The sequence below is a fragment of the Natronorubrum amylolyticum genome (genome assembly GCF_052040145.1).
GTDB lineage: Archaea > Halobacteriota > Halobacteria > Halobacteriales > Natrialbaceae > Natronorubrum.
The window spans coordinates 599,252-612,808 of the sequence record NZ_JBPPFW010000001.1 but is presented as its reverse complement, the minus strand read 5'-3'; the positions used below and the strand labels follow the sequence as shown (position 1 = coordinate 612,808).

12 protein-coding genes are annotated in these 13,557 nt (G+C 64.7%); 6 read left to right on the top strand and 6 right to left on the bottom strand.

What is annotated here, in order from left to right:
- Positions 1–5: 5 nt before the first annotated feature.
- Complete coding sequence (gene tuf, locus ACSFDB_RS03050; RefSeq protein WP_440769569.1) at positions 6–1,277, bottom strand: translation elongation factor EF-1 subunit alpha; 1,272 nt, start codon at positions 1,275–1,277, stop codon at positions 6–8.
- 177 nt (positions 1,278–1,454) lie between these two features.
- Between tuf and ribH the strand changes: the two genes are divergently transcribed.
- The 3 genes from ribH to ACSFDB_RS03035 all read left to right on the top strand — a co-directional run bounded on the left by ribH (position 1,455) and on the right by ACSFDB_RS03035 (position 3,758).
- Complete coding sequence (ribH, locus tag ACSFDB_RS03045; RefSeq protein WP_090304547.1) at positions 1,455–1,880, top strand: 6,7-dimethyl-8-ribityllumazine synthase; 426 nt, start codon at positions 1,455–1,457, stop codon at positions 1,878–1,880.
- Positions 1,881–1,898: 18 nt separating this feature from the next.
- A complete protein-coding gene (locus ACSFDB_RS03040) occupies positions 1,899–3,047 on the top strand; it encodes a pyridoxal phosphate-dependent aminotransferase (protein ID WP_440769568.1) in 1,149 nt (382 codons plus the stop codon).
- A 108-nt stretch (positions 3,048–3,155) separates the two neighbouring features.
- On the top strand, positions 3,156–3,758 hold the full coding sequence (locus tag ACSFDB_RS03035; RefSeq protein ID WP_440769567.1) for a polymer-forming cytoskeletal protein: 603 nt from the start codon (positions 3,156–3,158) through the stop codon (positions 3,756–3,758).
- 72 nt (positions 3,759–3,830) lie between these two features.
- Here ACSFDB_RS03035 and ACSFDB_RS03030 read toward each other — a convergent pair whose 3' ends face one another.
- The 4 genes from ACSFDB_RS03030 to leuS all read right to left on the bottom strand — a co-directional run bounded on the left by ACSFDB_RS03030 (position 3,831) and on the right by leuS (position 8,671).
- Positions 3,831–4,436, bottom strand: coding sequence for a DUF420 domain-containing protein (locus ACSFDB_RS03030; RefSeq protein WP_440769566.1), 606 nt, complete (start codon positions 4,434–4,436; stop codon positions 3,831–3,833).
- A gap of 102 nt (positions 4,437–4,538) precedes the next feature.
- Entirely contained in the window at positions 4,539–5,330 is a 792-nt protein-coding gene (locus ACSFDB_RS03025) for a J domain-containing protein (RefSeq protein WP_440769565.1), read from the bottom strand.
- Positions 5,331–5,451: 121 nt separating this feature from the next.
- Entirely contained in the window at positions 5,452–5,748 is a 297-nt protein-coding gene (ddfA, locus tag ACSFDB_RS03020) for a DdfA family disk-determining factor (protein ID WP_440769564.1), read from the bottom strand.
- Positions 5,749–5,941: 193 nt separating this feature from the next.
- Positions 5,942–8,671 (bottom strand): leucine--tRNA ligase, encoded by a 2,730-nt coding sequence (leuS, locus tag ACSFDB_RS03015; protein ID WP_440769563.1) that lies wholly within the window; start codon positions 8,669–8,671, stop codon positions 5,942–5,944.
- A gap of 219 nt (positions 8,672–8,890) precedes the next feature.
- Between leuS and ACSFDB_RS03010 the strand changes: the two genes are divergently transcribed.
- From ACSFDB_RS03010 to ACSFDB_RS03000, 3 genes are all read left to right on the top strand, one after another.
- The gene (locus ACSFDB_RS03010) at positions 8,891–9,646 is read left to right on the top strand and encodes a hypothetical protein (protein WP_440769562.1); all 756 of its coding nucleotides are present in this window, start codon (positions 8,891–8,893) and stop codon (positions 9,644–9,646) included.
- 228 nt (positions 9,647–9,874) lie between these two features.
- Entirely contained in the window at positions 9,875–10,966 is a 1,092-nt protein-coding gene (locus tag ACSFDB_RS03005) for an FkbM family methyltransferase (protein ID WP_440769561.1), read from the top strand.
- Between the two features lie 74 nt (positions 10,967–11,040).
- Positions 11,041–12,312 (top strand): sensor histidine kinase, encoded by a 1,272-nt coding sequence (locus ACSFDB_RS03000; protein WP_440769560.1) that lies wholly within the window; start codon positions 11,041–11,043, stop codon positions 12,310–12,312.
- Positions 12,313–12,349: 37 nt separating this feature from the next.
- Here ACSFDB_RS03000 and ACSFDB_RS02995 read toward each other — a convergent pair whose 3' ends face one another.
- Positions 12,350–13,336 carry a glycosyltransferase family 2 protein gene (locus ACSFDB_RS02995; RefSeq protein WP_440769559.1) on the bottom strand — a complete coding sequence of 329 codons (987 nt, stop codon included), beginning with the start codon at positions 13,334–13,336 and terminating at the stop codon, positions 12,350–12,352.
- Between the last annotated feature and the right edge of the window lie 221 nt (positions 13,337–13,557).

The following is a 13,557-nucleotide window of genomic DNA, read 5'->3' as shown; positions in this document are numbered from 1 at the left end:
GAGCGTCACTCCCGTTCGTGGACCTCGAGAACCTTCCCGGCCGCGATGGTCTGACCCATGTCGCGGATGGCGAAGCTCCCGAGTTCCGGGATCTCGCTCGACGGCTCGATGCTGAGTGGTTTTTGTGGTCGGATGGTAACCACAGCGGCGTCACCCGACTGGATGAAGTCGGGGTTCTCCTCGGCAACCTCGCCGCTTGCTGGGTCCATCTTCTTGTCGATGGACTCGATCGTACACGCGACCTGGGCCGTGTGGGCGTGGAAGACCGGCGTGTAGCCGGCCGTGATGACCGAGGGATGTTGCATGACGACGATCTGGGCCTGGAACGTCTCGGCGACGCTCGGCGGGTCGTCTGCGGGACCGCAGACGTCACCGCGGCGAATGTCGTCCTTGCCGATGCCGCGGACGTTGAAGCCGACGTTGTCGCCGGGTCGCGCTTCCGGGACTTCCTCGTGGTGCATCTCGATCGTCTTCACTTCGCCGCCCACGTCGCTGGGCTGGAAGGAGACGCTGTCGCCGACGTTCATGATGCCCGTCTCGATTCGCCCGACCGGGACCGTACCGATCCCCGAGATGGTGTAGACGTCCTGAATCGGAAGACGGAGCGGCGCGTCCGTCGGCGGCTGGGGTTCGGGGAGGTCGTTGAGCGCCTCGAGTATCGTACGGCCGTCGTACCACGGCGTGTTGTCGGAGGCGTCGGCGATATTGTCGCCCTCGAACGCCGAAATCGGGATGAACGAGGCGTCGTCGGTCTGGAATCTAACCTGCTCGAGCAACTGCTCGACTTCGCCGACGACCTCGTCGTACGTCGATTCCTCGTAGTCGACGACGTCCATCTTGTTGACCGCGACGATGAGTTCGTCGATACCGAGGGTTCGGGCCAGGAAGACGTGCTCCTGGGTCTGCGGTGCGACGCCGTCGTCGGCCGCGACGACGAGGACGGCGTGGTCGGCCTGACTCGCACCGGTGATCATGTTCTTGACGAAGTCGCGGTGACCGGGCGTGTCGACGATGGTGAAATCGTACTCGTCGGTCGAGAACTCCTGGTGAGCGATGTCGATAGTGACACCGCGCTCTCGCTCTTCTGCGAGGTTGTCCATGACGTAGGCGAACTCGAATCCGCCCTTGCCCTTCTCTTCGGCCTCCTCGCGGTGCTGCTCGATGACGTGTTCGGGGATGCTCCCCGTCTCGTAGAGGAGCCGTCCGACGAGCGTACTCTTCCCGTGGTCGACGTGGCCGATGATGGCCAGGTTCTGGTGTTGGCTGTCTGCGCTCATATGTGATCGGCTAGTAACTACTTCGCGTTCGCTCGTAAACCCTCGTCCAGCACTTCCTGATCGTTCGGAAACTGAGAGAGTGGTCGCGTCGATACCCCGCGTTCGATTCGCCCACCACGGCCCGATTCGTCCGCCGAGAACGGTACCTCTTTTACGCAGCCTCTCCACCGCAGGCATATGACCACGCTCGGACTGGTGGTCGCGGAGTTCAACCGTCCGATCACCGAGCAGATGGAGCAGGAGGCACTCGAGGCGGCCCAATCCGCGGGCGCCGAGGTGTACGAGACCGTCACCGTTCCGGGCGTGTACGACGCGCCCCTCGCGGCGGACCGACTCGCCCGCCTCGAGACCGTCGACGCCGTCGCCGTCATCGGGACGGTCATCACCGGCGACACCGATCACGATCAGGTGATCACGGACGCGGCCGCCCAGCGGCTCGCCGACGTGAGCCTCGAGCGTGACACCCCGGTCACACTCGGCGTGACGGGGCCCGGAATGTCCGCCGCCGAGTCCCGCGAACGCGTCGAGAACGCGGCGAAAGCCGTCGACGGCGCGCTCGACCTCGTGGACGAACTTCCCGACCCCGACGCAGACTCAGCGTAACAGCACCACTTCAGCACAATGTCTATGGAATTCACCGACCGCTTGACCCGAGTCGAACCGTCCGCAACGCTGGCCATCTCCGCGCTCGCCACCGAACTCGAGAACGACGGCGCCGATGTCGTCGACCTCTCCGTCGGCGAGCCCGACTTCCCGACGCCCCAGAACATCGTCGACGCCGGCCAGGACGCGATGGACGCCGGCCACACCGGCTACACCACCTCCGCGGGGATCATCGACCTCCGCGAGGCCATTTCGGAAAAGCTCGCCGCCGACGGACTCGATCACGGCCCCGAAGAGATCATCGTCACCCCCGGCGCGAAACAGGCGCTCTACGAAATCGTCCAGGCGCTGATTCAGGACGGAGACGAAGTCGCCCTGCTCGACCCCGCCTGGGTCTCCTACGAGGCGATGGTCAAGATGGCCGGCGGCGACCTGACCCGCGTCGACCTCTCCGACGCCGACTTCCAGCTCGAGCCCGCACTCGACGACCTCGAGGCCGCAGTGTCGGACGACACCGAGCTGCTGATCGTCAACTCGCCGTCGAACCCGACCGGCGCGGTCTACTCCGACGCCGCCCTCGAGGGCGTCCGTGATCTGGCCGTCGAACACGATATCACCGTCATCTCCGACGAGATCTACAAGGAGATTACCTACGGCGTCGAGCCGACGAGCCTCGGCACGCTCGAGGGGATGGCCGAGCGCACGATCACCGTCAACGGCTTCTCGAAGGCCTACTCGATGACCGGCTGGCGACTCGGCTACTTCGCCGGCCCCGAGGAGCTGATCGATCAGGCCGGCAAACTCCACAGCCACTCCGTCTCCTCGGCCGTGAACTTCGTCCAGCACGCCGGCATCGAGGCACTCGAGAACACCGACGAGGCCGTCTCGGAGATGACCGATGCGTTCGAGGAACGCCGCGAGCTCGTCGTCGACCTGCTCGAGGAACACGACGTCGACGTCGCCGTCCCCGACGGCGCGTTCTACATGATGCTGCCCGTCGACGAAGACGATCAGGCCTGGTGTGAGGGGGCGATCGAGGACGCCCACGTCGCTACCGTTCCCGGCAGCGCGTTCGGGACGCCCGGCTACGCGCGAATCTCCTACGCCGCGAGCGAGGAGCGACTCGAGGAAGGAATCGAGCGACTGGCCGAGGAAGGCTACCTGTAACACCCGTCTTGCCCGACGAGACGGCCACATCACGTCGTGTTGCCGTCGATGATAGTGTGGAACTGCTGGTGTGCCTTTTATTTCTCTCCCGGTAGCCAGCAACCAGTGATGACACGAGAGACGACCCGACGACGTATTCTGCAGGTAACGGGCGGAACCCTCGTCGTCGGCGCGACGGCTAGCGCAGTGAGTGCACAGGAAGACGACGAAGACGAAGCCGTCGACGACGACTACAGCCCGCTCGAGGCCGACGGCGAGATCGACGAGTCGTGGCCGATCGAGGATCGCGACGCCGTGACCGTCGAGGAGGAGATCGGAGACGTGGAGACGGGTGACGACGTCGTCGTCCCCGAGGAGTTCCTCCTCGATGGAAGCGTTATCGCCGGCGGTTCGGTCGTGCTCGAAGACGACGCAGAAGTCGATGGCGCCGTCGACGCCGGCGAACACGTCCGCTTCGAAGACGACACGGAAGCCGAGGACGTAGCTGCGGGCGGACACGTCGTTCTCGGTCCCGACGCGGAAGTCGACGGGGACGTCGAAGCCGGCGGCGACGTCTTGCTTCAGGAGGACGCTGAAGTCGGCGGGAACGTCGACGCCGACGGGGACGTTGTGCTCGAGGACGATGCCGAGGTCGACGGCGACGTTACCGGCCAGTCCGTCGACGTCGCCGATTCTGCGGAGGTCGACGGAGACGTGAACGAAACGGGATAGATCCTCGAGGCGGAACCGGAACTCGTGTGTCGCTGCCGTTGGCGACGAGATTCCTCCGTGTATCGGTGCGGGTCAGAACAGCGGCGCGATCACGATCCCGAACTCGTAACTGTAGATGTGGTTGAGCAACAGGTAGGTGACGACGCCGAGGACGAGGCTCAGGACCCACGAGGCGGCGGCGATGCGTCCGACTTTGGCGTGGGAAGTCCGCCGAAGCTCCGCGGGCGTGTGCGTCAAGCCGAGGATCAGCGCGTAGAGCACGACCGGGACGGCCACGATCGAGAGGAAGATATGAATCGCCAGCATGAGCAGGTAGGCGTAGTAGACCGAGTCGGGGCCGACGAACAGCTTCTCGCCGTCGCCGCCGCCGACGCGGGTCAGGTAGGTGACGAGAAAGACCAGGATCAACACGAACGCGCCGATCATCGCCTTCCGGTGTTTCTCGACCTCGTCGACGCGGATCCAGTACCAGCCGGAAACGAGCAACACCGTCGTGGCCGCGTTGATGACGGCGATCGCGTGCGTGAGGAAGTTGACCTGGGAGAGCGTGAGATCCGGATAGATCGGCAGGTCGAGCACGAACGTGCCGATGACGAGCGCGTAGCCGACGATCGAGAGGAGGATCGTAACACCCATCGGCCGCTTCCGGAGCCGTCGTTTCGCGTCGGCGGTTGCCATTATCGAGGGTTAGGATAGGCTCCGTATTTGTCTTGCTGTTCCGGATCTACGACGGTCGCGGAGGCCGACGAACCCGTCTCGGCCGTCAGACAGCGGCATTCGTTACGTCCGAAACGGGAGCCTATCGAGCCGTTCGCGGACGAGCGGCCGGAGTTCGAAGAGGTATCGTTCGGTGTCTCCGACGGTCTCGTCATCGTCTCCGAGTTCGTTGTCGCTAGTTTCGTTCGCACGCTGGGTGTACAGCACCTTTTCGACGGCGACGTCGGCTGGCATCTCCTGGGCGATGACGACCGCATCGAGCGCCTGCCCGGGCTGGATCTCGACGTCGGTTCCACACCACCGCTCGGGCAACTGCTCGGCGTGTGGCGTGACGATACTCGAGCCCTCGTACAGAAAGCCGTCGTCGCCGATGAAACTCGTGTTTGCCTTGCCTCGCCAGCAACGGGGCTGGGAACTCGTGTTGTGAACGCGGAAGAAGGCGACCGTTCGATCGGTCGCAGCGGGGACGTGTTCGTCGACGAGGTCGGCGAGGGAGATATCGTGGACCAACGCCGAGAGAGTGAGGGTGAGATACTGGCCGCCGACCGTCAGCGTCTCGTGACTATCGACGGGCGACTCGTCGGCCGAACGCGCGTCGGGATCGTACGTCGGCGGGGTTTGTCGGGGATCGCTTGCGCCGTCGCGAAGGTGTGGAATCGCGCCCCCATCGGTTTCGGGATCGTCGGGTGGCTGTTCCCCGACAATCGCTTCGTAGGCGGTCTTGATCCGGAGAAAGCGTTTTCGAGAGCCACCCTGGTCCGGATGATGTTCTTTCAACAAGGTCCGGTAGGCTTGCCGAACCGCCCGCTCGTCGGCGGTCGGCGGTAGCCCAAGGGCCTCGTAGTGGCTCTCCATCGTTCCGTACTACGCCCCTTCGACGAAAAGAGTCTTTCCGTCCGGCGAGCGTCACGTCGATCCTGGGTAGCGAGCACCGTGATTCGACGTCCGTAATACGTGACTAGCGCGTCAACTATCGCTACTCCGACGAGTCAGCCCGCTCCTCGAGGACGACCGAACCGTCTCGTTCGATGGTTACATCGTAGTCACAGAACGGAAACGTCACTTCACCGCCGGGCCGGGGTGCGCCGTCGGAGCGGCGCGCAAAGAGCGCATCGAGTGCTTCCGGATCGACGACCGTGTGTAGCGATTCGTACGTCGGTGGGTGCAACTGCTCGGGTGGAATTCCTTCGGCCGCAGCGATAGCCCTAATAACCTTCTGGCTTGGCACTTGGTCACACGACGTATCGACACTGTCGCCATCCCCCTCCGTCATACTGGTACCCTACCGAATCCGATGGAATAAAACTGTCCTTCTTGATCTCGATTCTGACAAAAATACGGCTAGTCACCTTCGATATCGAAGGAATAGCGACGAAACTATCCCCTGGCGATTTTGATCGAGTGAGAGAATCGCTACCGTCGGAAGTCTCCAGTTGATATTGACGATTTGACAGTGTAATCGATCGTTATCGAATCCGGATCGCGGGTTTTCCCGGTCGTGCCCGCGCTGCCAGTTCGTCGTCGTCGCTCGCACTGCGGACGACGACGTCGGCGTCGAACTCGTCGGTGACGAGCCAGCTACTGCGCTCTAAGATCGCCAGTTCGTCGGCTGCTGCGAGCACGGACTCGAAATCCGCGCGGTCGTCCCGACCGGCTAGATCGGTGACGAACGTCGCGACGGGTTCGCGGCCGACCGCGAGTTCGGCCACGGCGTCGGTCTCGAGGACCCGATCGACGAGCGAACCGGGATCGCCGTCCGCGAGCTCCTTGTCGGCGTAGTCGGCTGCGATCCGGAGCACGTCGTACTTCCACGCCGGAGCGACGACGAGTTCGATCCGTTCCGGATCGTCGATCGCGGCGGTATCGACGATATCCCGGACGTCCGCGAGGGTGGTCTCGACGAGTTGGCGCTCGCGTCGGTAGTCCTCGAGTTCGTTCTCGGGTTCGGGCCAGTCGGCTTCGACGACCAGGCCGTCGCCCCGGAGTTTGTTCCAGCACTCCTCACCGAGGTGGGGTGCCATCGGCGCGATCAGCGCGGCCAGCGCTAACAGCCCGCGGCGGTAGACCTCGCCGTGTGGCCTGTCGTACTCGCGGTAGCGTCGAAGCACTCGTGCCAGTTCCTGAATCTCCGTGGCCGCCCGATGGAACCGGAACCGGTCGTACTCCTCGGTGGCCGCGGCGATCGTTCGGTCGATCTCGCGGGCGATGTACTCGTCGTGATCCAACCGCTCGACCCGCGTATCGCCTTCCGCGACGAACGCGGTAGCCATCCCGTACAGCGTCTGCTGAAGATCGTAGGCGCCGCGGACGTTGTTCGCGGTCCACTCGAAGTCCTGTTCGGGATGGGCTGCCGAGAGGACGAACAACCGCGTCGTCTCCGCGCCGTACTCCTGTGGGGCGACGACGTTCCCCTTCGAACTGGACATCTTTTCGCCGTCGTACAGCACCGTCCCCTGACTCTTGAGCTCCGTGATCGGTTCGCGCCGATCGAGCAGGTCCAGATCGGCCAGCGCCTTCGTGAAGAATCGTGTGTAGAGCAGGTGGAGGATGGCGTGTTCCTCGCCGCCCACGTAGACATCGACCGGCAGCCACTCGTCGGCCAATTCGGTGTCGAAGGGTGCGTCTTCCAGATGCGGCGAGAGGAATCGCAGGAAGTACCACGAGGAGTCGACGAACGTGTCCATCGTGTCCGTCTCCCGCCGGGCCGGCCCGCCGCAGTCGGGACACTCCGTTTCGCGGAAGGAGTCGTGGGCCTCGAGCGGGTTCCCCGTCGTCCGGACGAACTCGGGCAGTTCGACCGGCAGTTCCTCGTCGGGCACGAGGACGTGTCCGCAGTCCTCGCAGTGGACGACCGGGATCGGCGTCCCCCAGTAGCGCTGCCGGGATATCAGCCAGTCGCGCAGGCGGTAGGTGACGTCTTCTTCGAGCGCGTCGTGGTCCGCGACGACCCGTTCGCGGGCGACGTCGCTCTCGAGCCCGTCGTACTCGCCGCTGTGCTCGAGAATGCCGTCGTCGGTGTAGGGGCCGTCCTCGAGGCTGGTACGTTTGTCCGGGGTACTGGGAATGACGACCTGTTCGATCAGCAGATCGTGCTCCGCGGCGAACGCGTGATCGCGCTCGTTGTGCGCCGGGACGCCCATGACGGCCCCGGTGCCGACGTCCTCTAAGACGTAGCCGGCGACGTAAACCGGCAGTTCCTCGTCGGTGAGCGGATGGGTCGCCGTCGCGTCCGTCTCGACGCCCGCGAACCCGACCTCGCTCGGGTCCTGCTCGCGAACCGCGTCGACGTACGCCGCGACGTCGTCGTTCGCGTCGGCGAGTTCCCGCGCGAGATCGTGGCCCGGCGAGACGGCGAGGTACGTGGCACCGTAAACCGTCTCCGGACGAGTGCTGAAGACGTCGACCGAGCCCTCGCTGTAGTCCGCGACTTCGAACGCGATGCGCGTCCCTTCCTGCCGACCGATCCAGTTGCGCTGAATCTCGCGGACGCCGTCGGGCCACCCCTCGAGTGCCTCGAGATCGTCGTGGAGCTCCTCCGCGTAGTCGGTGATCGTGAAAAACCACTGATCGAGTTCGCGCCGACCGACGGGAGTCTCACAGCGCCAGCAGACCCGTTCGTGATCGTGGCTCGCGGCTTCGTCGCTCGCTACATGCGAGGTCTCACTGCGTTTGACCTCGCGTTCCTCCACCTGCGCCGCCGCAAGCACCGTCTCGCAGTCGGGACACCAGTTGACCGACGCGGCCTCGTACTCGACGAGGCCCGCCTCGTAGAGGCGCTTGAACAGCCACTGGTTCCACCGGTAGTAGTCCGGCTCGCAGGTGGTGATCTCTCGGGACCAGTCGTAGCCAAAGCCCATGGTCTCGAGTTCCTCGCGCATGCGGCGAATACACGCCTCCGTCCACGATCGGGGGTCGGTCTTGCGCTCGAACGCGGCGTTTTCTGCGGGGAGTCCGAACGCGTCCCAGCCCATCGGGTGGAGGACGTCGTCGCCCTGCATCCGGCGATACCGAGCGTAGGCGTCGGTGATCGCGTAATTGCGGACGTGCCCCATGTGGAGCGTCCCGGAGGTGTACGGAAACATCCCGAGAACGTAGGTCGGGTCCTCGGCGTCCGCTGCCAACGTGTAGACGTCGTCGCGCTCCCAGACGTACTGCCAGAACTCCTGGACCTGCGCGTGATCGTAGTGTTTCGTCATTGTAGCGGGCGTTCCTGGCGAATAGTGGGTGAGCCGGCTATATCATTGTTCGGCCATCGCGACGGATCGTCCACCCGCGCGGCGGTGTGACCTTCTCGACGGCGCCCGCTGTCGCGCTCTCGCGGGGATCGAATCCCGTCGATACCGATCCCACGGACTGCTGACGATCGATGTGGGCTGGGCTTAACAAAGCCTGTCGGGCCCAAACGATACGCTCGAATGGCTCGTTCAGACGATCCGGCCCCGGACGATGATTCGATACCGGCAGCGTCGACGTTGCTCGTGACCGTGCTCATCGTCTTACTCACGTTCGGAGCGCTCGCGATGGTATTCATCCCCGGTATGGGGCCGGGGATGCTCGGCCCGGGTGAAGAATCGTCGGAGAACTCGTCGGCGAACGACTCGGCTACCGAGACGCCGTCGACCGACCTCGATCCCGACAACGACTCCGACGATAACGAATCGACCGACAACGAGTCGGCCGATGCGAACCTCGAATCCGACGACGAGTCGAATGCGGACGAACCGAACGAGACCGAGTCGCCAGACAATTTGGACGACGATGACGGTCCACCGGGGCCGGACGGTGACGGGCCGCCTGGACAGGACAACGACGGCCCGCCAGGAGATCCGTTCGACGACGGTGACGACCCGACCGGACAGGACGACGATGACGGGCCCGACGAACCCGATACTCCGTTCGACGACGCCGAGAGTGAGGACGACGCTGGTGCCGGAAACGGTGTCGACGACACCGGTGGCGATGATGCCGATAGTGGGGACGGTGGAGACGACGCTCCCGACGATGCCGATGACGATGGTGGAGACGACGCTCCCGACGATGACGACGGTGGACCGTTCGACGGCGGCCCGTTCGACGATGACGGTCCCGGGAGTCCGTTTGACGACGGTGGGCCGTTCGATGGTGACGGACCAGACAGTCCGTTCGACGATGGCGGACCGTTCGACGACTGATAAGCGATCGGACCCGACAGACTATCGCCGCCGTCCGCGTGGCTGTTCTCCGCTCCGAGTTGTGTGTCCGAGCCGTCGCTGTGCCAACCCTCGAGTCCCGTCGAGAGCCACTCTCACGAACCGAAAGACGCCTCGAGACTTATCCGCGCTCGTGAATTAGCTCGAGCTAGCGATGGGTGACTCAGGAACGGGTGCTCGACCGACGCGGCAACCCGCCCCACTGGATCGATGACTGCGACACGAACGCCTGCGAGACGCGTCCGGTCGGTGCTCGACGACGCACCGCAGATCGCACAGTATCTGGGGCTGGAAGCCCGAAAGCTGGCTCGACTCCTCCGCACCGGTCGGCCCGGTGCAGCCGTCGGCTCGGTCGCAGAACTGGCGACCGGTCGAAATCCCTACTACGCCTTCCGACTCGAGGACCGACGCTATCAGCCCGTTTCCGTCGGCGACCACGAACTGGTCGTCGACACCACCGACGCCGGCATCTCGCGGACGCTGCTCGCCTACGGCGTCCACGAGTACCGCTCGTCGACGGCCTTCGAGCGCGAACTCGAGCGCCTCGCGGCGACCGTCGACGGTCCCATTCACGTCCTCGAGGTCGGCGCGAACATCGGCTACTTCTGTACCATCGAAGCCGGAATCCTCGGCGACCGAGCGCGGATCCACGCGGTCGAACCGATCCCGTCGAACGTCGCCCTCCTCGAGCACAATCTCGAGCGCAACGGCTACGCCGACCTCGCGGACGTCGAGCGACTCGCGTTCGGCGACGAGGAGCGGACGGTCGAGATGCAGTTGAGTACGCACTCGAACCAACACCAGGTTCGCGCGGGCTCCGCAGCGGCGGATAGCGTTTCGGCGGCGGACGGCGCCTCGTCGGCAGCGGACAGCGCCTCGTCGACAGCGACGCTCGAAGACGGCGAGAGCGAGACCGTCGCGGTCGAGCAGACCACCGGAAATCGGTACCTCGCGGATCGGGACGTCGATCCCGCCTCCATCAACGTCGTCCGGTTCGACGTCGAAGGCTACGAGTCTGCGGTGCTCGAGGGGCTGACGGACGTCCTCGAAGCGCCGGGACCGACGGTCGCCTACGTCGAACTCCACCCGCTCGATCTCTCGCCGTCCGCGAAGGTGGCGGTCGTCGACTGTTTTGCGACGAACGGGTTCGAAATCGTCTCGGCGGTGCGAACGGACGCCGCCGCCGGTGTGCCTGACGCGCGACGCTGGCACGGCCTCGAGTGCGACGTCGAAGAGTTCGACGACCTCCGGCGGGCGATGGCCGAGAGCGATCACTCGATCGAACTGATCGCGCGGAAGTAAGTTCCGAAATCCGTCGCGACAGCCTCGAACGGACAACCTGAACTTTTATTGCCGCGCTGACCCCTGAAACGCTAATGGCTCGTTCGACGGACGTCGCATCGCCGATCGATGGGCGACACGTCGTCATCGGCATCGGCGGCCTGTACGTCGCACTCGGTAGCGTGCGGGCGCTCACGCAACTACCGTTAGAGCGATCGATCGCGTCGGTCGCGATCGTCTTCGCCTTTATCGCCGGCTCGGGAGCCGTCCTCGTCGTCGGCGGGTATCGACTGCCGGACGACGAGATCCATCCGCGGTTCTACTCGACGATCGCCTGGTGGTGTCTGGGCGGTATCGGTGCCATTCTCGGGATGCTCGCGCTCTATCACGTCCAACCGGACACCGGGCTGACCGAACCCGAGCGATCGATCCCGATACTCACGGCGTTCGCCTCCGTCGCCGGGTTCGGCGTCGGAACGTACGACGCGCGAGCGAAAACGGCCACGCGCAAACTCCAGCAGCAAAATCGGACGCTCGAGCGCGTCCAAACCCAACTCGAGGAGTCCAACGAGCGCCTCGAACAGTTCGCGTACGTCGCCAGCCACGACTTGAAAGAGCCGCTGCGGATGGTCTCGAGCTACCTCCAACTCGTCGACAGTCGGTACGCGGACGAACTCGACGAGGAGGGCGAGGAGTTCCTCGAGTACGCCGTCGACGGTGCGGAACGCATGCGCGAGATGATCGACGACCTCCTCGAGTACTCGCGCGTCGAGACGCGGGGCGAGCCGTTCGAACCGGTCGATCTCGAGGCGGTGATCCGCGACGTTCGAAAGAACCTCGAACTCCGACTCGAAGAGACCGGTGCCGACATCGCGGTCGAGGAACTACCCGGCATCGAGGGTGATGAGACCCAGTTACGACAGCTGTTCCAGAACCTCATCGCCAACGCCGTCGAGTACAGCGGCGAGGGACCGCCGCGAGTCACCGTCTCGGCCGAACGGCGCGAGGTACCGAGCGCCTCGGGACTGGGGAGCGCGGAACGCCGTTCTGCGGACCGTCCCACTGGACTACGCCCGCGAGAGGACGGCGCGGCGGCGGCCACCGACGGTTCTATGTGGGTCATCTCGGTCAGCGACGAGGGGATCGGCATCGAACCCGACGACCAGGAGCGTATCTTCCGCATCTTTCAGCGGCTGCACAGCCACGAGGAGCACGAGGGAACTGGAATCGGACTCGCGCTCTGTGAGCGGATCGCCGAGCGCCACGGCGGCGAGATCCGGGTCGACTCCGTACCCGGCGAGGGGGCGACGTTCTCGGTCGCGCTCCCGGCCACCCGCGAGCATCGCTCCGGGGCGGCCGACACCTAGCGGTCGACGTGAGCGGCGTTCGCTCGTCGACTCGACCTCACCGAGACGTGCTCGCGCGCATCCGGATTGTCTCCTCGAGCCGACCCAGTCCGTTGCAGATCCCGCGCGCGTAGGACAGCAGGTAGAACCCCGCCTTCTCGCGCCGAGAGAGTTCGCTCCAGCCGTCGACGCTGCGGACTTGTTGGGGGCGAGGCGGGAGGTACGGCACTGGGTTGAGCGCGACCGGAATCGTACTGTCGTAACGGGTGGGGTGAAACGCGCGAAGCTGGTAGACGCCGCGGCCGACGCGTCGCGACTTTCGCAAAATTGCGTCGGCCGTCGACCGCGTCGGATGGTATATCGTCGCGTCCGGCGCGAACTGCAGCTCTCGGCCGGAGTCGCGAACCCGGTGACCGAACTCCCGGTCTCCGCCGGAGATCAGTCGCGAGTCGAACGATCCGACGTCGTCGATCACGGATCGGTGGACGAGCAGGCAACACGTCGGTGCGAACCCGAGATTCTCGACGAAGTGATCGATGGGGAATCCGGTCCGCAAGTTGTACCGTTCCGCCAGCGAGTCGCCGTCCTCGGAGGGGACCATCTCGACGTTACAGCCTACGTACTCGGCGTCGGTCCGTTCGAACGCGCCGACGGCGTCGACGAGCCACTCCTCTTCGGCGATCATGTCTGCATCGACGAACGCGAGGATCTCACCGTTCGCGTGCTCGATGCCCCTGTTTCGCGCCGCGTAAGAGCTCTGGACCTCGTCCTCGACGAGGACGGTTATCCGGTCGTGATCGTCCGCGAACTCCCTCGCGACGGCCGGCGTTTCGTCCGTCGAACCGTTGTCGACGACGAGCACCTCGTAGGCGTCGGTCGGGTAGGTTTGCGTCGTGAGCGAGTCGAGCGTGTCTCGGAGCCCCGCCGGATCGTTGTAGACGGGGACGACGACCGACACCTGCGGGCACTCGTCCGCTTTCACGTCCCGCTCCTCGCTCTCCGCGCTACTCCTTCGCGACTCGTCGCGTGTGCTGTGTCCGTTCATAGTGACACGAAATGCGTCCGCCTCGATCGTTGTCCAGTCAGTCACGATGAAGCGTAAAAAGTAGCGACAGCATTCCACAGACGAGTGTCACGAAATACTGCCAGTAGCCGGTGCGAGACGGTTTACAGACCTGCTACGAACGGCCGTCCTATCCCCGTTCGGAGTACCGTCGATTAACCGGAGTTTCAACAGAAGTCAGACGATACTCGCAGCAAGAACTC

Bases quoted from the DNA above. Each gene is read 5' to 3' on its own strand.
- ACSFDB_RS03005 (WP_440769561.1), top strand. From the start codon at position 9,875: ATGACTGCGACACGAACGCCTGCGAGACGCGTCCGGTCGGTGCTCGAC.
- ddfA (WP_440769564.1), bottom strand. From the start codon at position 5,748: ATGACGGAGGGGGATGGCGACAGTGTCGATACGTCGTGTGACCAAGTG.
- ACSFDB_RS03025 (WP_440769565.1), bottom strand. From the start codon at position 5,330: ATGGAGAGCCACTACGAGGCCCTTGGGCTACCGCCGACCGCCGACGAG.
- ACSFDB_RS03030 (WP_440769566.1), bottom strand. From the start codon at position 4,436: ATGGCAACCGCCGACGCGAAACGACGGCTCCGGAAGCGGCCGATGGGT.
- leuS (WP_440769563.1), bottom strand. From the start codon at position 8,671: ATGACGAAACACTACGATCACGCGCAGGTCCAGGAGTTCTGGCAGTAC.
- ACSFDB_RS02995 (WP_440769559.1), bottom strand. From the start codon at position 13,336: ATGAACGGACACAGCACACGCGACGAGTCGCGAAGGAGTAGCGCGGAG.
- ribH (WP_090304547.1), top strand. From the start codon at position 1,455: ATGACCACGCTCGGACTGGTGGTCGCGGAGTTCAACCGTCCGATCACC.
- ACSFDB_RS03010 (WP_440769562.1), top strand. From the start codon at position 8,891: ATGGCTCGTTCAGACGATCCGGCCCCGGACGATGATTCGATACCGGCA.
- ACSFDB_RS03040 (WP_440769568.1), top strand. From the start codon at position 1,899: ATGTCTATGGAATTCACCGACCGCTTGACCCGAGTCGAACCGTCCGCA.
- ACSFDB_RS03035 (WP_440769567.1), top strand. From the start codon at position 3,156: ATGACACGAGAGACGACCCGACGACGTATTCTGCAGGTAACGGGCGGA.
- ACSFDB_RS03000 (WP_440769560.1), top strand. From the start codon at position 11,041: ATGGCTCGTTCGACGGACGTCGCATCGCCGATCGATGGGCGACACGTC.
- tuf (WP_440769569.1), bottom strand. From the start codon at position 1,277: ATGAGCGCAGACAGCCAACACCAGAACCTGGCCATCATCGGCCACGTC.